Source organism: Pseudomonas sp. Pseusp15, assembly GCF_059492165.1.
Genome location: NZ_CP168523.1, coordinates 2080651 through 2100735 on the forward strand (window position 1 = coordinate 2080651; position 20085 = coordinate 2100735).

General features: G+C 62.3%; 17 protein-coding genes. 15 read left to right on the forward strand and 2 right to left on the reverse strand.

From position 1 onward, the window contains the following. The first annotated feature begins 239 nt into the window (after positions 1-239). From gabT to ACEN8R_RS09385, 4 genes are all read left to right on the forward strand, one after another. Positions 240-1532: a 4-aminobutyrate--2-oxoglutarate transaminase gene (gabT, locus tag ACEN8R_RS09370; protein WP_018925993.1), complete on the forward strand. Its 1293-nt coding sequence runs from the start codon at positions 240-242 to the stop codon at positions 1530-1532. A 96-nt stretch (positions 1533-1628) separates the two neighbouring features. Further along, positions 1629-2285: an HAD family hydrolase gene (locus tag ACEN8R_RS09375; protein ID WP_018925992.1), complete on the forward strand. Its 657-nt coding sequence runs from the start codon at positions 1629-1631 to the stop codon at positions 2283-2285. Between the two features lie 45 nt (positions 2286-2330). Then, positions 2331-2819, forward strand: a complete 489-nt coding sequence (locus ACEN8R_RS09380) for an Lrp/AsnC family transcriptional regulator (protein WP_003174918.1) — start codon at positions 2331-2333, stop codon at positions 2817-2819. A gap of 572 nt (positions 2820-3391) precedes the next feature. Further along, complete coding sequence (locus ACEN8R_RS09385; RefSeq protein ID WP_495624778.1) at positions 3392-4597, forward strand: acetyltransferase domain-containing protein; 1206 nt, start codon at positions 3392-3394, stop codon at positions 4595-4597. Positions 4598-4664: 67 nt separating this feature from the next. Here ACEN8R_RS09385 and ACEN8R_RS09390 read toward each other — a convergent pair whose 3' ends face one another. Both ACEN8R_RS09390 and ACEN8R_RS09395 read right to left on the reverse strand, forming a co-directional pair. Beyond that, a complete protein-coding gene (locus tag ACEN8R_RS09390; protein ID WP_495624779.1) occupies positions 4665-5378 on the reverse strand; it encodes a cupin domain-containing protein in 714 nt (237 codons plus the stop codon). Positions 5379-5447: 69 nt separating this feature from the next. After that, positions 5448-6305 (reverse strand): GNAT family N-acetyltransferase, encoded by an 858-nt coding sequence (locus ACEN8R_RS09395; RefSeq protein ID WP_495624780.1) that lies wholly within the window; start codon positions 6303-6305, stop codon positions 5448-5450. Between the two features lie 241 nt (positions 6306-6546). On the opposite strand from ACEN8R_RS09395, the gene ACEN8R_RS09400 reads away from it, so the two are divergent. The 11 genes from ACEN8R_RS09400 (at position 6547) to argE (ending at position 19978) form a co-directional block, all read left to right on the forward strand. Beyond that, positions 6547-8019 (forward strand): aldehyde dehydrogenase family protein, encoded by a 1473-nt coding sequence (locus ACEN8R_RS09400; protein ID WP_495624781.1) that lies wholly within the window; start codon positions 6547-6549, stop codon positions 8017-8019. Between the two features lie 524 nt (positions 8020-8543). After that, entirely contained in the window at positions 8544-9212 is a 669-nt protein-coding gene (locus tag ACEN8R_RS09405; RefSeq protein WP_018925987.1) for a haloacid dehalogenase type II, read from the forward strand. 42 nt (positions 9213-9254) lie between these two features. Continuing rightward, positions 9255-10529: an NAD(P)/FAD-dependent oxidoreductase gene (locus ACEN8R_RS09410; RefSeq protein ID WP_495624782.1), complete on the forward strand. Its 1275-nt coding sequence runs from the start codon at positions 9255-9257 to the stop codon at positions 10527-10529. Positions 10530-10623: 94 nt separating this feature from the next. Continuing rightward, positions 10624-12261, forward strand: a complete 1638-nt coding sequence (locus ACEN8R_RS09415) for an ABC transporter substrate-binding protein (protein WP_064617986.1) — start codon at positions 10624-10626, stop codon at positions 12259-12261. A 47-nt stretch (positions 12262-12308) separates the two neighbouring features. Further along, positions 12309-13265, forward strand: coding sequence for an ABC transporter permease (locus ACEN8R_RS09420; protein ID WP_018925984.1), 957 nt, complete (start codon positions 12309-12311; stop codon positions 13263-13265). Continuing rightward, the gene (locus tag ACEN8R_RS09425) at positions 13262-14137 is read left to right on the forward strand and encodes an ABC transporter permease (RefSeq protein WP_018925983.1); all 876 of its coding nucleotides are present in this window, start codon (positions 13262-13264) and stop codon (positions 14135-14137) included. The genes ACEN8R_RS09420 and ACEN8R_RS09425 overlap by 4 nt, the downstream gene beginning before the upstream one ends. Before the next feature lies 1 nt (position 14138). Further along, the gene (locus ACEN8R_RS09430) at positions 14139-15980 is read left to right on the forward strand and encodes an ABC transporter ATP-binding protein (protein WP_064617983.1); all 1842 of its coding nucleotides are present in this window, start codon (positions 14139-14141) and stop codon (positions 15978-15980) included. Beyond that, positions 15977-16285: a (2Fe-2S)-binding protein gene (locus ACEN8R_RS09435; protein ID WP_495624783.1), complete on the forward strand. Its 309-nt coding sequence runs from the start codon at positions 15977-15979 to the stop codon at positions 16283-16285. The genes ACEN8R_RS09430 and ACEN8R_RS09435 overlap by 4 nt, the downstream gene beginning before the upstream one ends. Then, positions 16267-17658 carry an FAD/NAD(P)-dependent oxidoreductase gene (locus ACEN8R_RS09440; protein ID WP_495624784.1) on the forward strand — a complete coding sequence of 464 codons (1392 nt, stop codon included), beginning with the start codon at positions 16267-16269 and terminating at the stop codon, positions 17656-17658. Before ACEN8R_RS09435 ends, ACEN8R_RS09440 begins: the two co-directional genes overlap by 19 nt. Then, complete coding sequence (locus ACEN8R_RS09445) at positions 17655-18824, forward strand: NAD(P)/FAD-dependent oxidoreductase (protein ID WP_018925979.1); 1170 nt, start codon at positions 17655-17657, stop codon at positions 18822-18824. The genes ACEN8R_RS09440 and ACEN8R_RS09445 overlap by 4 nt, the downstream gene beginning before the upstream one ends. Beyond that, complete coding sequence (gene argE / locus ACEN8R_RS09450) at positions 18821-19978, forward strand: acetylornithine deacetylase (protein ID WP_019578987.1); 1158 nt, start codon at positions 18821-18823, stop codon at positions 19976-19978. Before ACEN8R_RS09445 ends, argE begins: the two co-directional genes overlap by 4 nt. Positions 19979-20085: the final 107 nt, after the last annotated feature.

Sequence of the window (20085 nt, forward strand, 5' to 3'; positions counted from 1 at the left end):
CATCGCGCAATACCAGCGCAGGATCTGTCGAAAGCAGCGGCTTTAACGGGTTGTGTGATCTTGTATCGACCCGGCATCGGCAGATTCGGCGGGCTGAAGGAATCTGCCGTTTGGCGGGGTGAAAACAGTCGATCCGAATTTCTCAGGGGGCAAGTTCGGCGTAGTTCGTTTCGCGCAAGCCTTAACCTGAACACCATCGCAACCACTTCCCGGTTGCCGGACTCACGATGGGAAATGCCATGAATAGCAAAGTCGACGAAACCCCTCATTTGCTCCGTCAGCGCGATCAATTCGTGCCACGTGGCCTGGTTACCGCGCATCCGTTGGTGATCGATCGGGCCCAGGGTTCAGAATTGTGGGACGTGGACGGCAAGCGCTACCTGGACTTTGTCGGCGGTATCGGTGTGCTTAACATCGGTCACAATCACCCGAAGGTGGTCGCGGCGGTGCAGGCACAGTTGCAAAAAATCTCCCACGCCTGTTTTCAGGTGGTGGCCTATAAGCCTTATCTCGACCTGGCCCAGCGCCTGTGCGAAATGATCGGCGGCCAGGACGCTTATAAAGCGGCGTTCTTCACCTCCGGCGCCGAAGCGGTGGAAAACGCGGTGAAGATTGCCCGCGCCCACACCAACCGCTCGGCGGTGATCGCCTTTCGTGGCGGGTTCCATGGCCGGACTTTGCTCGGCACCACGCTGACTGGCATGAGCCAGCCGTATAAACAGAACTTCGGGCCGTTCGCGCCGGAGGTCTTCCACACCCCGTATCCGAATGCCTATCGCGGTGTCACCAGCGACATGGCGCTCAAGGCGCTGGACGAGTTGTTGGCGACCCAAGTGGCGCCTGAGCGGGTCGCGGCGATCATCATCGAACCGGTGCAGGGCGATGGCGGTTTCCTTGCGGCACCGGCGGAGTTTCTTCAGGCCCTGCGTGCCCTGACTGAAAAGCACGGCATCGTGCTGATCCTCGATGAGATCCAGACCGGTTTCGGGCGTACCGGCAAATGGTTCGGTTTCCAGCACGCCGGGATTCAGCCGGATCTGGTCACCGTGGCCAAGAGTCTGGCCGGCGGTTTGCCGCTGTCCGGTGTGGTCGGTAAAGCCGAGATCATGGACGCGCCATTGCCCGGCGGCCTCGGCGGTACTTACGGCGGCAACGCGCTGTCGTGCGCGGCGGCGCTGGCGGTGATCGAGGCCTACGAGCAAGAGCAGTTGCTGGCCCGTGGCGAAGCGTTGGGCGAGCGTCTGCGTCAGGGACTGTTGCGCTTGCAGGCCCGTTACCCGCGGATCGGCGACGTGCGCGGCAGCGGCTTCATGCTGGCGATCGAGCTGATCAAGGATGACGAGGCGCGCACCCCGGATGCCGACCTCAACCAACGACTGATCGACGAAGCCCGGGCCGGTGGCCTGTTGGTAATCAAGTGCGGCGTGCAACGCAACGTTTTGCGCTTCCTCGCGCCACTGGTGACCAGCGAAGCACAGATCGATGAAGCGTTGCAGATTCTCGACGCGGCACTGGCACGAGTCTTGAACTGAGCTCACGCCAGCTCACGGGCGCTGCCACACGGCATCGCCCGTGAGCATTTATGGAGCATGGATTGATGGAATGCATCATCGGAGGCTTTACACACCATGGGGCTGACTGATTATCGAGCGTTGCTGATCGATTGCGATGAGGTGCTGGTGGATCGCGATTCCGGAGTCTGGGCGGCGTTGCAGCCGCTGCTCGACAGCCGTGGCGGTCACCCGGACAAGGCACAGGTGCTGGCCGAATTCAGCGAGGTGGTGCGGGCGCTGTACCCGCGTTTCGGCGAGTTGGGCTTCAGTGGTTTGCTGTGTTTCGCCCACCGTCAATTGGCCGAGCGCTGGGAGTTGAAAGCCAGTTGGGAGGAGGGCATGAGCTTCGCCCGGTCCGTCGTCGGCTGGTCGTTGTTCGAGGATGCACCCGGCGCCATGCTGTACTTGCGCAAGTTCTATCGCCTGCTGGTGCATGGCGACCGTGACGCCGAAGATCGCGGCCTGCTGTGCGAACGCCTGGGGATTATGCCCGACGATTTTATTTCCTTGGCAAGCGACCCATTGCAGGACCATGACTGGCTGGCGGCCAATGACCTTGATGCCAACACCATCCTCCAGGTAACCCGGCCTGGCGCCCGGCAACCGGGGGCGGGGGCGGTCTGCCTGATCTGTCGCGGCCGGGCCAGACAACCGTCGCCGTGCGCGGCGGATTACTGCATTAACAGCATGGCGGATCTGGTGGCTCAGCATCAGCTGTCTTTACGGCGCTGATTTTGCTAGAAGATTGTCTTACAAACGGCAGTCAAGAGGTACGCAATGGAAGGTTTAGTAAAACTGGACCGAATCGACATCAGCATCCTGGTTGAGCTGCAAAAGGACGGGCGCATGACCAACGTCAGCCTGGCCGATGCCGTGGGCCTGTCGGCCAGCCCCTGCCTGCAACGGGTCAAGCGGCTGGAGTCGGCCGGGTATATTTCCAGCTACAAGGCTCACCTGAACCTGGCCAAGATCACCGACTCGGTCACGGTGTTCACCGAGATCACCTTGAGCGACCACAAGCGCGAAGACTTCGCCAAGTTCGAGTCCAATATCCGTCTGGTCGACGAAGTGCTCGAATGCCACCTGATCAGCGGTGGCTACGATTACCTGGTGCGCTTCATGACACGCAGCATCCAGCATTATCAGGAAGTGGTCGAAAGCCTGCTGGACAAGAACATCGGCATCTCCAAGTATTTCAGCTACATCGTCATCAAGTCACCCGTACTGAAGGACGGCGTGCCGCTGCGCAAATTGTTGCGGCACTGAAGCTGACTCCACATCCCCCCATTCCCTTGCAGCCTGCCGCGCCTTCGAAAGAGGCGCGCGACGGGCTCTGTGTAGCAGCTGCCGAGCAGCGCGAGGCGGCGTTCGGCGGCGAAGCAGCCGCAAAATCAGTCACTGCGATCCGTCAGGTACACCGTGCATTCAGGGTTTACGACTGCTACGCAGCCGAACGCCGCCTCGCGCTGCTCGACAACTGCTACGGAGAATTCGGTTTGGGCATGCACCTCAATCGGACATCGGGGCCGCACAGCCGCTTCAACACGCTTCATGCTGGCGCAGGCCGTATAAACCGCTGTTTACGCGGCGAAAACAGTCTTCGTTTGCGTTACGGGCGATGAATTCGGAACAAAGCGCAAAATCGCCTGCGTTGTAATGCGTTCAGAGAGAGGGGCAGGTCGTTGCACGGTTTCAGTTCAACACTGTCGTTCTATCGAAAGGAAGGTCAGGTACCCTTGCCGCGGGCGCCGTCGCAGCTGCCGGCATCGGAAGTTGCCAGGCTGAAGAAACAGGGCTGAGCCAGCGGTAGTCCACTGACCAAGACATGAGTGACTGATATGACCCTATTTACAAGCGTGGCAGGGCAGGCGGGAAGTGTTTCCCCTGCGCTGGCCACCAGCGTTGCCAAAACCAACACCCGGATGTTGGCCATCGATGCCTTGCGCGGCTTCGTCATGCTGTTGATGCTCATCGACCATGTGCGCGAAACCTTTCTGCTGCACCGTCAGGTCACCGACCCGATCGATGCGCTGAGCGTGACCCCGGACCTGTTTTTCACCCGCCTGCTGAGCACCCTTTGCGCCCCGGTGTTCATCTTCCTCACCGGGTTGTCGGCCTGGCTCTACAGCCAGAAACACACGGCCGGTGAAACCTCGGTGTTCCTGCTCAAGCGCGGGCTGTTCCTGGTGTTTCTGGAGCTCACGTTCGTGTGCTTTGCCTGGAACGCCGAGTTCCCGCCCAAGACGCTGTGGCTGCAAGTGATCTGGTGCATTGGCATTTGCATGATCGTGCTTGCCGGGTTGCTGCACTTCAAGCGCGGTTGGCTGATCGTGCTCGGGGTGGCCATTGTCGCCGGGCACAACCTGCTCGATGGCGTGACCGTGGGGCCGGAGTCGCCGTTCTTCGTGCCGTGGTCGATCCTGCATCAGCGCGTATTCATCGACATCACCGAGTTCACCCGGGCTCGCACCACGTACCCGGTGTTGCCGTGGATCGGCGTAATCCTGCTGGGCTGGGCCATCGGGCCGTGGTTCGGCAAGGACATGGACCCGGCAGAGCGGATTTCCCGCTTGCTCAAAGTCGGCTTCGGCCTGCTGGCGGCGTTTGTGTTCATCCGCTATCTGAACGTTTACGGCGAGAAACCCTGGGTGCAGACCGGTGATTCGCTGCGCACCTTCATGAGTTTCATGAGCGCGAAGAAGTACCCGCCGTCACTGATGTTCCTGATGCCGACCCTCGGCCTGGGGCTGATTCTTCTGGCGTTGTTCGAGAAGGCCCAGGATCGTTGGTCCACCGCGACCCTGGCGGTCTACGGTGGTGCGCCGATGTTCTTCTACTTGTTGCACCTGTATGTGCTCAAGGCCATGTACCTGGTGGCCGTTGCCATCTGGGGCGCCAATCAGGGCACCTATTACGGCTTCGATAACCTGCCCATGGTCTGGCTGTGGAGCGTGGTTCTCGGGGTGCTGCTGTTCTTCCCGACGCGCTGGTTCGCCAACCTCAAGCAGCGCCGTCGCGACATCGCGATTCTCAAATACCTCTGATTCAAAGATCTTGCTGAATTCAGCACAAATACCTGTGGGAGCGGCGATGCGGCGCTCCCACAGTTCGCTATTTGACGGCATACACCTTGCGCACATACCGCGTACTGCTCCAGGCGCACGGTGCGCCTTGCGGCACGAACACGGTGTCACCGGGGTTGACCGTTACGCTGGTTCCATCCGGCGCCTGCAAAGTCACGCTGCCTTCGAGCAGGTGCATCAGCTCGTTGAGTTTGTGCGCTCGGCCATGGCGGGTGTAAGGCGTCGAATCCCACACGCCGACACGCAGATCAGTGGCGTCATCTTCGAAGGCATTGCGCGAGCGACACTGCGGCGTAGGCCCGATCAGTATCTGCGGTTCCGGTGCCGCCGAAGGGGACAGCATCGCCAGCGGGTCGAGCGCTGTCAGCCCCGGTTTCTTTTCGGCGCTGGGGCTGGTGACGGCGCAGAAGGCCCAGCACGTATCGGGTTGTGCCTCAAACCTGAGCGCTGTGCCGCGACCGATCACCGCGCTGGCACCGATGCCCAGTTCCAGCACCTGTTCCCCGGATTGCAGCACGACGTGCCCGGCATGGACCACGATCACTTCGGTGTGCGGGAAGTGCTCGATATCGACGGTTTTGCCGGTGTGAACAAGGCCCGCCGAGACGCCGTCGGACCCGATGTAGGCGATCTGACGACCGTCCATGAACGGATCGATGGAACTCAAGGGCGCTGCCTTGAAAGACGTAGAAACGCGGCTGCCGTCGGCGCGGGCCAACAGCACAATGGTGGGTTGAGACATGCGGGTGACGCTCCCTGCAAATGGGGGGTAGAAAGTGATGGAAGGCGCTCGCTTCATCGCGCGCCGGGATCAGCCGATGGCTTGGGTGACGAGGGCAAATTGGCGTACGCCGTTGGCCGCTTGCGGCGGTGTACCCCGTGCCATTTGCGCCACGGTGTCGACCTGTTTGAGACCGGCCAGCTCCAGCCACTCGCTCAAACCACTGTCCGCTGGAATGTCGATTCGCACGAAAGCGTCCGGCACCTGGGCCAGCAACACGGCGATCAGGTGTTTGGCCTGTTCAAGATTTTCGGCGATGACCGGGCCGAGGCAACGACCGCGACCAAACGGGCGCAGCAGGGCGAAGGCACGCAACTGACCGTCGCGCTCGATGCCTACCGAATGCTCGGCCACCGCAAACAGTTCCGTGAGCACCGCTTGCCGGTCCAGACCACTGCCGGCGTTGGCCAGTGCCAGTTGAGGAGCCCGATCCGTCGCCTGTAACGGGCGGCATTCCTCACCGTCCGCCAGTGGTTCAAGCGCGGGCACCTGGGCCAGGCCTTGATGCTGCTGAATTCGTCCGTACTCGACAAACCCCTGGCTGGCATAAAGCGGCGCACCGGCGAGGGTCGCATTGAGCATCGGCGTGCGCGACTGGCAGGCCTCCAGTGCGTGCTCCATCAATCGACGGCCGATGCCCTTGCCCTGATAGTCGTCACTGACAATCACCAGGCCGATGGTGGCGAAGTCGCCTTGCCGGCAGGCGAATGCGGTGCCGATCAATCGGTCGCCATCGAGCACCACAAAGCCTTCGCTGACCCGCTGCAACATCGCCCAGTCTTCCAGGCGATGAGGCCACTTCAACTCGACAGACAAGGCATGGGCCGAAGGCAAATCAGCAGCGGTCATCGGCCGATAGACATAAGCGGAAGGGTGCGAGGCGGACATGATGAATCTCCGTTTTACAGTGTGCGCGATCAACCGGTTTTCCGGCGCGAGGATGCCTGTATCCCATCTGTGTGAAGGCCTGACAAGGGGGGCGGAAGGATTCGGCAGATTCCTCACATCAAAGGCCTGCAGACCACACTTACTACTTAATTGCCCCATAAGGTCGGCAGCAAATGCTTGGGCTTTTTTTCTACGATGGAGGCCTGAGTAAACGCCTCGCCGTCCCTTTCTGGAGTGCTCCATGGATAGCTTCGATCCTCGCCTTATCGCTGTGCGCAGCGCTCACTTTATTGCTGGCAAATACCGCGACGCCCAACCGGGGCTGGAGGTGGTTCGCCCTTCAGACGGTCAGGCCTATGCCCAGTTGCCGATCGCCGATGCCGACCTGGTGGATGAGGCGGTCAACGATGCCTGGCAGGCGTTTAACCGCAGCGATTGGGCCAGCCGTCCGCCCCGGGAACGGGCACGGGTCATGCGTCGCTGGGCCGATCTGATCGAAGCCGATATCGCCGTGCTGGCGCCGCTGGAAGCGGTGGGCTCGACCCGTCCGCATAAAGATGTGATCGCCTGGGACATTCCTTATGTCGCCGAGGGCATTCGTTTCTTTGCCGAACTGGCGGACAAGCACGGCGGCCAAGTCGCGGCGACCCAGACCGATCGCCTGGGCATGCAGATCGCTGAACCGTACGGCGTGATCGCCGCCATCGCGCCGTGGAATTTCCCCTTGAGCATGGCTTCATGGAAAGTCGCGCCGGCGCTGGCTGCCGGCAATGCCGTGGTGCTCAAGCCGTCGGAGCTGACGCCGTTTTCCAGCCTGCGCTTTGCCGAACTGGCGGTGCAGGCGGGCATTCCTGCCGGGATTTTCAACGTGGTTCAGGGCGATGGCCGGGTCACTGGCGACGCCTTGTGCCGTCATCCACGGGTGGGCAAGGTAACCTTTACCGGCTCCACGGCGACCGGCTCGAGCATCATGTCCACTTGTGCATTGGTGGGGCCGAAACCGGTAACGCTGGAGCTGGGCGGCAAGAGCCCGCAACTGGTGTTCGCTGACGTGCCGGACATCGCGAAAACCGCACGCACCGTGGCGCTGGCCATCACCGGCAATGCCGGGCAGGTGTGCGTGTCTGGTTCGCGGTTGTTGATCGAGCGCTCGATCATGGAGCCGTTCGTTGCGCACTTGCAGGCGTATTTCGAGGAATTGCGCCCGGGGCCGACCTGGTCCTCCGAGAGCACGCTGTCGCCGATTATTTCCCGGTTGCAGGCCAGCCGTATCGACGGCATCGTCCAGCGTTCGCGCCAGGCCGGGGCCGAAGTGCTGACTGGCGGTGGTTTGTTTGAAGGGCTGGGCGGTGCCTATTACCAGCCGACCTTGCTGGCTGGCCTGGACAATCAGAACCCGGCGATCTGTGAAGAAATCTTCGGCCCGGTGCTGACGGTGCAGGCGTTCGATGACGAACAGCAGGCACTGAGCCTGGCCGCGCACGCCACCTACGGCCTGGCGGCGGGCGTGCACACCGCCGACATCAACCGCGCCCTGCGACTGGTCCGGCGGCTGGAGGCGGGCACGGTGTGGGTCAACCGCTATGGACGCAGCAACGACTACATCCTGCCGACCGGTGGCTACAAACGCTCCGGCATCGGCAAGGACCTGGGTCGCGAAGCCTTCGAAGCCAATCTGCGCTTCAAGAGTGTGCTGATCGATATCGCTGGCTAATGTCCGCCCCCTAACACCTGTGGCGAGGGAGCTTGCTCCCGCTGGGGGGCGAAGCACCCCAAATCCAACGACCACAATCCTTCAGGTAGTACGCATCAGCCGACTTTACGACTGCTTCGCAGCCGAACGGGAGCAAGCTCCCTCGCCACAGGTGATCCGTTAACCGCAGATCGTCGACAGGTTTCAAACCGCACCCAAACGGGCGCTTCCTCAGGGAAGCGCCCGTTTTCGTTCAGCCCGGCGCAGGTTCTGCCGTGAATGGGGGCGTTCGTCAGCCTCGCATAGCCATGAAGGTCCATAAGAGCGCATAAATACGGGGGTTGCCCAAGGCTGGAGCGAGCCGCAAAGTCTGCTGAGGGGGCAGGCTAAAACGGTGGTTTGTATCAAGCAGAGGTCGCTTTTAACGCCATCTGCTGATTTCACGGTGTTGTAATGACGGTGTGCTGCAGCGTTGCATCGCCGCTCCCGAAACGCAGCGAATACCTGTCGCGCCATGACCTCAACGAACTTCAGGACCGCACTCAATGAGCTTTCTACGCCCCAAATTCATTACGTTCGACTGCTACGGTACGCTGACCAATTTCCACATGGGCACGATGACTCGCGAACTGTTCGCCGACCGCGTGGCGCCCGAGCAGATGGATCAGTTCGTCAAGGACTTCTCGGCCTATCGCCTGGACCAGGTCATGGGTGACTGGATGCCGTATGACGAAATCCTCAAGACCTCCCTGGCGCGGGTCTGCAAGCGTTGGGGTGTCGAATACCGTGGCGAAGGCCAGCTGTATTACGACGCCGTGCCGACCTGGGGCCCGCACCCGGACGTGCCGGCCGGTCTGTCGAAAATCGCCGACAAGATCCCCCTGGTGATTTTCTCCAACGCCAGCAACAGCCAGATCATGTCCAACGTCGACAAGCTCGGCGCACCGTTTCACAAAGTCTTCACCGCCGAACAGGCCCAGGCCTACAAGCCGCGCCTGGCCGCGTTCGAGTACATGCTCGACAACCTCAACTGCGGCCCGGAAGACATCTTGCATGTGTCTTCCAGTTTCCGTTACGACCTGATGCCGGCCCACGACATGAAGATCAAGAACAAGGCCTTCGTCGCCCGCGGTCACGAGGTTCCGGGCAATGCGTTCTACGGCTACCAGCAGATCACCGACATCGGTGGACTGGCGGCGCTGGTCGGTCTCTGAGTTGAACGGTAACGGCGCTCTTCACGGAATAAGGGGTTAGACATGGGCAGTGAATCCTACTGGCTCGACACCGCACCGGCGTTTACCGGTGCTCAGCTCGGCGCATTGCCCGGGCAGGTCGACGTGGCCATCGTCGGTGGCGGTTTCACCGGCCTGGCGGCGGCTCGCGCGCTGGCCTTGAAGGGCGCCAGTGTGGTGGTGCTGGAAGCCGGGAGAGTGATCGGCGAAGCCTCCGGGCGCAACGGCGGCCAATGCAACACCGGCGTTGCCCAGGACTATGCCGGGCTGAGTGCCAGCCTCGGTGCCGACAAGGCGCGGGCCTATTACCAGGCCTATGAAAGCGCGGTGCAGAGCGTTGTGTCCCTGGTGGAGCAGGAGCAGATCGCTTGCGACCTAAAGCGCAACGGCAAGCTCAAACTGGCGGCCAAACCGCTGCACTACGAAGGCCTGGCGCGCACCTGCGAATTGATTCGCAAGGAGGTCGATGCCGAGGTCGAGTTGCTGAACGCCGAACAGACCCGCGCCGAAGTGAATTCGGCCCAGTTCCATGGCGGCTTGCTGCAGCGCAACGGTGTGCAGATGCATGTCGGGCGTTTCGGCGTCGGTCTGGCAGAGGCTGCGGCGCGTCACGGCGCGCTGATCTATCAAGGTACGTCGGTGACGGACTGGAAGGCCCAGGCCGGCGGTTATCGGGTCAACACCGCGAAGGGTTCTTTGCACGCCGGGCAAGTATTGCTGGCGACCGGCGCTTGTCAGCACGGTGGCCTGGGCTGGTATCGGCGGCGGATCGTGCCGGTCGGCAGTTTCGTGATCGCCACTGAGGTGCTGCCGCAGTTCCTCATCGATCAGTTGCTGCCCGGTCGGCGTGCCTATGTCACCAGTCGCATGATCGGTAACTACTTTCGCCTGACCCCGGACAACCGCTTGCTGTTCGGCGGACGTGCGCGGTTCGCGATGTCCGACAGCGTGAACGACGCCAAGAGCGGCAAGGTGCTGCAAGCGGCGATGGTGCAGATGTTCCCGCAGTTGGCCAAGGTGAAAATCGACTATTGCTGGGGCGGGCTGGTGGACATGACTTCCGACCGTTTGCCTCGCGCCGGCCAGCATGGCGGGGTTTATCACTCCATGGGCTACAGCGGCCATGGGGTGCAGATGTCGGTGCACATGGGCCAGGTGATGGCCGAGGTGATGGCCGGCAAAGTCGAGGCCAATCCCTGGCGCGAACTCGACTGGCCGGCGATTCCCGGGCATTTCGGCAAGCCGTGGTTCTTGCCGTTCGTGGGCGCTTACTACCGCCTCCAGGACTACTTGCATTGAGTTGATGTTGTGGCGTCACCGTCGTTTGCGTTTCCAGGACGTTCCGGTCAACCGGAGCACTCGAATCTTCTGATTTTCGACAGGTACAACTGATATGACTGACAACAAGATCGACTCGAAACTGATTTCCGGCCAGGACAGCCTGCGGGTATTCGAAGGCCTCAATCGTGGTATGTCACGCCGCCACGCCTTGCAGATGCTCGGCGTGGCGGGTGTTGCCGCAGCGGGTGCCGGCAGCCTGTTCGGCGCCGCCGGCAAACTGTTCGCCGAAGAAGCGGCGACCCCGGGCAAAGGCAAGCCGGGCGGGCGGATTCGCGTCGCCGGCATGTCCAGCTCCACCGCCGACACCCTGGACCCGGCCAAGGGCGCGCTGTCTACCGACTACGTGCGTCACTTCATGTTCTACAACGGCCTGACCCGTTTCGACAGCCACCTGGTGCCGCAACTGGAACTGGCCGAGCGCATCGACAACACCGATGCGACGCTGTGGATCATCACCCTGCGCAAGGACGTGACCTTCCACAACGGCAAGACCCTGAGCGCCGCCGACGTGGTGTTCTCGCTGTCGCGCCACAAAGACCCGCTGACCGGTTCCAAGGTCATGCCGCTGATGGCGCAGTTCGAAGAGATCAAGGCCACCGGCACCCACGAAGTGCAGATCCGCCTGAGCGCGCCGAACGCCGAGCTGCCGTCGATCCTCGCCGTGTCGCACTTGTTGATCGTTCCCGAAGGCACCACCGACTTCAACCAGGGCATCGGCACCGGGCCGTTCACGGTCAAGGAATTCAAACCGGGCGTACGCTCGATTGCCGCGCGCAACACCGGCTACTGGAAACCGGGCCTGCCGTACCTGGACGAGATCGAATTCATCGCGATTGCCGACGAACCGTCACGAGTCAACGCACTGCTGTCGGGCGACGTGCACATGATCAACGAGGTCAACCCACGCTCGACCACACGGATCAAGGCCAGCGCCAAACACCGGGTCGTCGATGCGCCGTCGGGCAACTACACCGACCTGATCATCCGTCAGGACCAGATGCCGGGTAAAAGCGCCGAATTCACTCAGGCGATGAAGTATTTGCTGGACCGTGAGCAAGTGAAGTCCGCGGTGTTCCGTGGCTTTGCCGTCGTCGGTAACGACCATCCGATTTCCCCTGGCTCGCGCTACTACAACGCCGACCTGCCGCAGCGGGCCTACGACCCGGAAAAAGCCAAATTCCTGCTGAAGAAGGCCGGCATGGAAAGCATCAGCATGCCGCTGGTGGCATCGCCTGCCGCGACCGGTTCGGTGGACATCGCCGTGCTGTTGCAGCAATCGGCGAAACAGGCCGGGCTCAAGCTCGACGTCAACCGCCTGCCCAGCGACGGCTACTGGTCCAACCACTGGATGAAGCACCCGCTGAGCTTCGGCAACATCAACCCTCGGCCGAACGCCGACGTGATGTTCTCGCAGTTCTTCCAGTCCAGCGCGCCATGGAACGAGTCGGGCTGGAAGAACGATCAGTTCGACCAACTGCTGATGCTCGCCCGCGGTGAAACCGACGACGCCAAGCGCAGCAAGATGTACGCCGACATGCAGGCCCTGGTGCATGAACACTGTGGCATCGGCGTGCCGGTGTTCATTAGCAACATCGACGGTGTCGACCAGCGCATCAAGGGCTACGGCAGCAACCCCCTCGGCGGTTTCATGGGCTACATGTTCGCCGAACAGGTCTGGCTCGATGCCTGATCGGCCGCACACGGGCGTCAGCGGGGCTATTGCATGAGGGTAGGGCGATGAATAGCAACACACTGTGGTTGATCGGCCGGCGCCTGGGCGCGGCGATCGTGACTTTGTTGATCGTGTCTATGGTCGTGTTTGCGATCACGGCGGTATTGCCGGGGGACGCGGCGCAACAGGCACTCGGGCAATTCGCCACGCCGGAACAGGTGGCGGCCTTGCGCCTGAAACTGGGGCTGGATCAACCCGGTGTGGTGCGTTACCTGCATTGGTTGATGAACCTGCTGAGCGGCGACATGGGGCAATCGGTGTCCAATGCCTTGCCGGTCAGCGAGCTGATGGCCGGGCGGGTGCCCAACACACTGATGCTGGCGGCCGTCACGGCGCTGGTGTCGGTGCCGGTGGCGCTGATCATCGGCATCGGCTCGGCCATGGGCCGGGGCGGGCGCATGGACAGTGTCCTCAGCTTCATCACCCTGGCCCTGGTCGCCGTGCCGGAGTTTCTGGTGGCGACCCTGGCAGTGCTGATCTTTGCGGTGAACCTGGGCTGGCTGTCGGCGCTGTCCTATGCCAGCGACATCACCTCACCTTGGCAATTCATGCGCACCTACGCCTTGCCGGTGATGACTCTGTGCTGCGTGATTGTCGCGCAAATGGCGCGCATGACCCGGGCGGCAGTGATCGATCAGCTCGACAGCGCCTATGTGGAAATGGCCCGGCTCAAGGGCGTGAGCCCGGTACGGATCGTGTTGCGCCATGCCTTGCCCAACGCCATCGGGCCGATTGCCAATGCCATCGCCCTGAGCCTGTCGTACCTGCTGGGCGGGGTGGTGATCGTCGAGACGATCTTCAACTACCCCGGCATCGCCAGCCTGATGGTCGATGCCGTGACCAACCGTGACATGGCGCTGGTTCAGGCCTGCACCATGCTGTTTTGTACGGCGTACCTGGGGTTGGTGCTGATTGCCGACCTGTGCGCGATTCTTTCCAATCCGAGGCTGAGAAACCAATGAACGATCTCATGGCGAAATCGGCGCCTGCCGGGCCCGAGCTGGCATTGGGCAAGGTCGCCCATGGACCGTCGTGGCTTGGCCTGGTCGGGGCGGCGATGTGTGTGATCTGGCTGCTGGTGGCTATCTTCGGTCCGTGGCTGGCGCCGCACCCGGTGGGTGAAGTGGTCTCCGATAATGTGTTCGACAGCCTCAGCGCGGCTTACCCGTTGGGCACCGATTACCTGGGCCGCGACATGCTCAGCCGCATTCTCGTCGGCGCGCGGTTCACCGTAGGTCTGGCGCTGATTTCAGCGGTGTTGGCCAGCACGCTGGGGACCGGATGTGCGCTGCTGTCGGTGGTGTCGCCGAAATGGCTGGACGAAGTGATCAGCCGTTTGATGGATGCCTTTATATCCATCCCGAGCAAGATGCTGGCGTTGATCATGGTCTCCGCGTTCGGTTCTTCGGTGCTGTTGCTGATTTGCACCGCTGTGCTGAGCTTCACCCCAGGCGCGTTCCGCATCGCCCGCAGCATGGCGGTGAACATCGAAGCGCTGGAATACGTGCAAGTCGCCCGCACCCGTGGCGAGCGCCGGTTGTACATCGCCTGTGTGGAAATCCTGCCGAACATGCTCAACCCGGTGCTGACCGATCTGGGGCTGCGCTTCGGCTTCATCGTGCTGCTGCTCAGTGGCATGAGCTTCCTTGGCCTCGGTGTGCAACCGCCGGATGCCGACCTCGGTTCGCTGGTGCGCGAGAACATCGGCGGCCTCAATCAGGGCGCGCCAGCCATCGTGATTCCGGCGCTGGCCATCGGCACCCTGACCATCGGCGTGAATCTGTTCATCGACCGATTGTCGTCACGGCGTAGTCGACGTACGGGAGGTCATTGAAATGAGTGATTTGATTCGAGTCGAAGACCTGCGCGTGGTCGCTTGCGGCGAGCGTGGCGAAGTGGAGATCGTCAAAGGCGTGAGCTTCTCCCTGGCCAAAGGTGAAGTGCTGGCGTTGATCGGTGAGTCCGGCTCCGGCAAGACCACCATAGCGCTGGCGTTGCTCGGCTATGCCCGACGCGGTTGTCGATTGGCGTCCGGCGTGGTGCAAGTCGGCGAACACGACATGCTGGCGTTGAGCGAAAGCGAACTGCAAGGCCTGCGCGGCAATCGGGTGTCGTACATTGCCCAGAGCGCCGCCGCTGCGTTCAACCCGGCGAAAAAACTGATCGATCAAGTGGTGGAGGGCGCATTGATTCACGGCCTGGGTAGCCGGGCCGTGCTGGAAGCCAAAGCCATCGAACTGTTCCGCGATCTGGCCTTGCCGGATCCCGATCACATTGGCCAGCGTTACCCGCACCAAGTATCCGGCGGGCAGTTGCAACGGGTAATGGCGGCCATGGCGCTGATCAGCGATCCGCTGCTGGTGGTGCTCGACGAGCCGACCACCGCCCTCGACGTGACGACGCAGATCGACGTGCTGCGCGCTTTCAAGCGGGTGGTCCGCGAACGTGGGGCGACGGCGGTCTATGTGTCCCATGATTTGGCGGTCGTCGCGCAAATGGCCGATCAGATTGTGGTACTCAACGGCGGACAGATTTTCGAGCAGAGCGCCACCGCGCCGCTGCTCAAGGCCCCGGCCCACGAATACACCCGCAGCCTGCTGCTGGCGGCCCGCCCGGACACGACGATCCGCCCACCTTGTGGCATCGCCGAAGAAACACCATTGCTGACGATTCAGGGGCTGACCGCCGGTTACGGCAACAAGAACCTGCAAGGCATGCCGTCGATTCGCGTGCTGGAAGATATCGACCTGACCGTGCGCCGGGGCCAGGCCATTGGCGTGATCGGTGAGTCGGGTTCCGGCAAGTCGACGCTGGCGCGGGTGGTGGCCGGGTTGCTGACGCCAGCCTTGGGCGGCCTGACCTTCGATGGCCAGCCACTGGGCGGTAGCCTGTCCGAGCGCACCGATGAGCAGTTCCGCCGGATTCAGATGGTGTTCCAGAATGCCGACACTGCGCTCAACCCGATGCACAGCGTCAGCACTATTCTGAGCCGTCCGCTGAAAATGTACTTCGGCCTCAAGGGCGCCGCGCTGCGCGAGCGTATCGGCGAACTGCTGGACCTGGTGCGCTTGCCGCGCGCCATGGCCGAACGCCGTCCGAATGAGCTCTCCGGCGGGCAAAAACAGCGGGTCAACCTGGCCCGTGCCCTGGCGGCCAAACCGGACCTGATCCTCTGCGACGAGGTGACCTCGGCGCTGGACACCGTGGTCGGCGCGGCGATTCTCGAACTGCTGCGCGACCTGCGTCAGCAACTGGGCGTGTCGTATCTGTTCATCAGCCATGACATTTCCACGGTACGCGCGCTGTGCGACGACATTGTGGTGATGTACAGCGGCCACAAGGTTCAGGCCGGCAGCCGGCAGGCGTTTGCCCAGGCACCGTTCCATCCCTACACCGACCTGTTGATCCATTCGGTGCCGGAACTGCGTCAGGGCTGGCTGGAAAACTGCGGCACCACCTGCGGCACGCTGCCGCCGATTGGCGCCAAGGCCAATGTGCCAGAGCTGTGCACCTTTCTCAGTCGCTGCCCGGTGCGGGTCGACGGTCTGTGCAATCGCACCGCGCCGAACCGGCGGATCATCGACGGCGGTAGCGAAATTCTTTGTCATCACGACAGTGCCGAGTTGCTGAAAACACAGCAGGGGTTATCCACCATGAGCCTGGGAGCTTATGCATGAAAGGGCGTTTTGTGAGGCTGGCCGAGCAGGGCCGGCCGACCGTCAAGCTGACGGTAGACGGCGCATCGATTGAGGCATTGCAGGGCGACACATTAATGGTCGCGTTGCTGACCCAGGGCTCGGCGCTGCGCCAATCGGAATTCGACTCGGGCCGCCGCGCCGGTTTCTGCCTGATGGGCGCTTGCCAGGATTGCTGGGTCTGGACCCGCAGCGGCGAGCGCCTGCGCGCCTGTTCCAATGAAGTCCGCGAAGGGCTGGACATCGTCACCACACAACCGGAGGCAATATGGCCACTGCACGGCTGAGCGCTCAACGAGTGGTTATTGTCGGCGCCGGGCCGGCCGGCATTCGCTGTGCCGAAACGCTGCTGGCGGCTGGCTTGAAACCGATCCTGATCGATGAGAATCGCCGGGATGGCGGGCAGATCTACCGGCGCCAGCCCGAAGGTTTTACCCGGGACTACGCCACCTTGTATGGCACCGAAGCGGCCAAGGCCAAGAATCTGCACCAGAGTTTCGACCGATTGCGCGGGCAAATCGACTACCGCCCCGACACGCTGGTGTGGAACCTGACGCCGGGGCAATTGTGCTGCGTCAGCCAGGGCAAGCACTCGACGGTGGATTACGATGCGCTGATCCTCTGCACCGGAGCCACCGACCGCTTGATGCCGATCGAAGGCTGGCAGCTGGCGGGTACTTACAGCCTCGGCGGGGCGCAGATCGCGCTCAAGTCCCAGGCGGTGTCCATCGGCCACCGCGTGGTATTCATGGGCAGCGGGCCATTGCTGTATCTGGTCGCCAGCCAATACGTCAAAGCAGGCGCGAATGTGGCGGCGGTGCTCGACACTTCGCCCCTCAGCAAGCGTATCGCGGCAGTGCCGAAGCTGATGGCGCGTCCGGGATTGCTGTTCACCGGGATGAAGTTACTGGCGCAGTTGTACCGGGCGAAAATCCCGGTGCATCTGGGGATTTCGCCGCTTCAGGTGCAAGGCGACGCGGCCAGTGGCGTCAGCGGTGTGCGAGTGCGTACAGCGCGCGGTGAGACGTTAACGGTGGACTGTGATGCTGTGGCGTTGGGTTATCACTTGCGCCCGGAAACCCAACTGGCCGATCTGGTCGGTTGTCGCATGCGCTTCGATGAGGCCTCCAGCCAGTGGTGGCTGGCCGTCGATGAAGAGGGCCGCACCTCGGTCAACGGTGTGTATGCCGCCGGGGACGGTTCGAAGATTCGCGGCGCCGATGCGGCCGAGCACGCCGGGCGCCTGGCGGCGATGGCGTTGCTGGAGGATCTGCAGCAACCGGTGAACGCCGGTTTGCGTGACGAACAACGCCACGCGCTGGCGGTGATGGATGAGTTTCGCCTCGGTCTGGCCCAGGCGTTTCCCTGGCCGGCGGATCAAGCCAAAGCCTTGCCGGACTCAGCCATCGTCTGTCGCTGCGAGATGATCAGCGCCGGCGAGTTGCGCCGTACCGTGAGCGAGAAGGGGGCCTGTGAAGTCAATCGGGCCAAGGCCTTCAGCCGGGTCGGCATGGGCCGCTGCCAGGGGCGTTATTGCTCCCAGGCCGGGGCCGAAGTGATCGCGGCGGCGGCAGGCGTCAGCGTGCAACAGGTCGGTCGGCAGCGTGGACAGGCACCGGTCAAACCCCTTTCGATGCTCACCGAGGAGGTGTCGCCATGACGCTACACAAAGCCGATGTAGTGATTGTTGGCGGCGGCCTGATGGGCTCGGCGGCGGCGTTTTTCCTGCGCCAGCGCGGGCAGTCGGTGATTCTGCTGGAGCGCGACCAGATTGGTCAGTACGCCAGCGGCGTGAACTTCGGCAACGTCCGGCGTCAGGGACGCTTCCTCGGTCAACTGGAATTGGCCAACCGTTCCTGGGCGCTGTGGAAACGCTTGCCAGAGCTGATCGACGACGACCTCGAATTCATTGCCAGCGGGCACATGCGCGTGTGTTACCGCGAGGATGAAATCCCTGAACTGGAAGCCTATGCGGCAGCACCCGAGGCGGCGCAGCTGGATTTGAAAATCTATCGTGGCGCCGAGCTGCACCAGCGCTTTCCGTTTCTCGGGCCGGACGTGAAGGGCGGCTCCTATGCGCCTCACGATGGCCATGCTAACCCGCGCTTGGCCGCGCCGGCATTTGCCCGGGCTGCCCGCCGCCTCGGGGCGCGGATCGAGGAACAGACTGAAGTCGCTGAAGTGCAGAAAATTGCCGGCGAGTTCACGGTGACCACCACCGACGGTCGCCAGTTCGGCGCCGAGCGCTTGCTGATCACCGCCGGCGCCTGGGGCCAGAAACTCTCGGCGCAGTTCGGCGAACCGGTGCCGCTGGATACCAACGGCCCACAAATGGCCGTGACCGAACCGGTGCCGTACGCCTTGCCAACGGTGATCGGCGTGTACACCAAGATCCCCGAAGAAGTGATCTACTTCCGCCAGATCCCGCGCGGCAACATCATCATCGGTGGCGGCTACCGCAGCAAACCGGACATGCTCAACCGCCGCGCCTATGTCGAGCCGCGCAGCATTCTCAATCAGATGGACCAGATGCGTCGCCTGCTGCCAGGCGTCGGCAACCTGAACATCATCCGCGTGTGGAGCGGCATTGAAGGCTACTTGCCCGATTCCCTGCCGGTGATGGGCCCCAGCGGCAACGTTGACGGTTTGTATTACGCGTTCGGCTTCTGCGGTCATGGCTTCCAGCTCGGCCCAGGCGTCGGCGACGTCATGGCTGAATTGATCAGCACCGGCAGCACCAGCACTTCGATTGAGCCGTTCTCGATCCGCCGGTTCACCCCTTCAGCCGAGCAACGGACAACCGAGCAAAGGAGCAGGGCCTCATGAAACCCCGTGTACTGGATATTCTCAAACGCCTGATGGCCTTCGACACCGTGTCTTCGGAGTCGAACATGGCCCTGATCGAGTACGTACGCGACTTGCTGCTGACCAAGGGCATCGAGTCACTGATCGTCAAGGACGAAACGGGTAAAAAGGCCAACCTGTTCGCCAGCACCGGCCCTAAAGAGTTACCGGGCATTCTGTTGTCCGGCCACACCGACGTAGTACCGGCGGCGGGGCAGGCCTGGACCTTGCCGGCGTTTGAGGCGACGGTGCAGGACGGGCGGATCTACGGGCGTGGCAGTTGCGACATGAAGGGGTTTATCGCGTTGGCCATCGACGCCATGCTCGATGCCGCCGACCATTCGTTGAGCCGACCGCTGCAAATCGCCTTGTCCCATGACGAAGAAACCGGCTGCGTCGGTGTACGACGGTTACTCGACGTGCTGCACCTGGCGCCGGTACGGCCGTTTTTGTGCCTGATCGGTGAGCCGACCAACATGCAGTTCGTGCTGGGGCACAAGGGCAAGGGGTCTTACCGCACTTATTGCCGTGGCCTGGAAGCGCATTCCTCGTTGGCGCCGCGTTCGGTCAATGCGATTCACGTGGCCTGCGATTTCATCGCGGCTCTGCGTCAGAGCCAGCAGCAACTGCAAGAGCAGGGCGCACAGGATGCCGATTACGACGTGCCTTACAGCACCGTGCACGTCGGGCAGATTGTCGGCGGCAAGGCGCTGAACATCGTGCCGAACCTGTGCACCCTGGATTTCGAGGTACGTAACTTGCCGGCGGACGATCTGGATCAGTTCCTGGAGCAGATGCGCGAGCGTGCCGAAGTGATCGTGCGCGAGGCGAAAAAGCTGTCCAGCGTGGCAGACATCGAGATCGAAACCCTCAACGTCTATCCGGGCCTCGATACCCATCCGAGCGTTGAAGCGGTGCGCTTCCTGAAAAACTTCGCCGCGCCGGACACCGGCACCGCCAAAGTCTCGTTCGGCACCGAGGGCGGGTTGTTCAAGCAGCGTCTGGATGTACCGGTGGTGGTCTGCGGCCCGGGCTCGATCGAACAGGCGCACAAGCCGGACGAGTTCATCGAGATCAGCCAGATGCAGGCTGGGGAGCGGTTTCTGGAGGGATTGCTGGGCTCCCTGAAACTTTGAGATCGTCAAGATCTTTTGATTTCTGCTTGCCGGTAGAGCCTGCCGTCCCACCGCGAATTTCAGCATCCAACACTGCCCATCAAACGCTTTCAGCATCCTTATCCGTG

Excerpts from the sequence above, each read along its gene's own strand:
- ACEN8R_RS09395 (WP_495624780.1), bottom strand. The coding sequence starts at position 6,305 with ATGTCCGCCTCGCACCCTTCCGCTTATGTCTATCGGCCGATGACCGCT.
- ACEN8R_RS09420 (WP_018925984.1), top strand. The coding sequence starts at position 12,309 with ATGAATAGCAACACACTGTGGTTGATCGGCCGGCGCCTGGGCGCGGCG.
- ACEN8R_RS09400 (WP_495624781.1), top strand. The coding sequence starts at position 6,547 with ATGGATAGCTTCGATCCTCGCCTTATCGCTGTGCGCAGCGCTCACTTT.
- ACEN8R_RS09410 (WP_495624782.1), top strand. The coding sequence starts at position 9,255 with ATGGGCAGTGAATCCTACTGGCTCGACACCGCACCGGCGTTTACCGGT.
- ACEN8R_RS09405 (WP_018925987.1), top strand. The coding sequence starts at position 8,544 with ATGAGCTTTCTACGCCCCAAATTCATTACGTTCGACTGCTACGGTACG.
- ACEN8R_RS09445 (WP_018925979.1), top strand. The coding sequence starts at position 17,655 with ATGACGCTACACAAAGCCGATGTAGTGATTGTTGGCGGCGGCCTGATG.
- ACEN8R_RS09390 (WP_495624779.1), bottom strand. The coding sequence starts at position 5,378 with ATGTCTCAACCCACCATTGTGCTGTTGGCCCGCGCCGACGGCAGCCGC.
- ACEN8R_RS09375 (WP_018925992.1), top strand. The coding sequence starts at position 1,629 with ATGGGGCTGACTGATTATCGAGCGTTGCTGATCGATTGCGATGAGGTG.
- gabT (WP_018925993.1), top strand. The coding sequence starts at position 240 with ATGAATAGCAAAGTCGACGAAACCCCTCATTTGCTCCGTCAGCGCGAT.
- ACEN8R_RS09430 (WP_064617983.1), top strand. The coding sequence starts at position 14,139 with ATGAGTGATTTGATTCGAGTCGAAGACCTGCGCGTGGTCGCTTGCGGC.
- ACEN8R_RS09415 (WP_064617986.1), top strand. The coding sequence starts at position 10,624 with ATGACTGACAACAAGATCGACTCGAAACTGATTTCCGGCCAGGACAGC.
- argE (WP_019578987.1), top strand. The coding sequence starts at position 18,821 with ATGAAACCCCGTGTACTGGATATTCTCAAACGCCTGATGGCCTTCGAC.
- ACEN8R_RS09385 (WP_495624778.1), top strand. The coding sequence starts at position 3,392 with ATGACCCTATTTACAAGCGTGGCAGGGCAGGCGGGAAGTGTTTCCCCT.
- ACEN8R_RS09440 (WP_495624784.1), top strand. The coding sequence starts at position 16,267 with ATGGCCACTGCACGGCTGAGCGCTCAACGAGTGGTTATTGTCGGCGCC.
- ACEN8R_RS09380 (WP_003174918.1), top strand. The coding sequence starts at position 2,331 with ATGGAAGGTTTAGTAAAACTGGACCGAATCGACATCAGCATCCTGGTT.
- ACEN8R_RS09435 (WP_495624783.1), top strand. The coding sequence starts at position 15,977 with ATGAAAGGGCGTTTTGTGAGGCTGGCCGAGCAGGGCCGGCCGACCGTC.
- ACEN8R_RS09425 (WP_018925983.1), top strand. The coding sequence starts at position 13,262 with ATGAACGATCTCATGGCGAAATCGGCGCCTGCCGGGCCCGAGCTGGCA.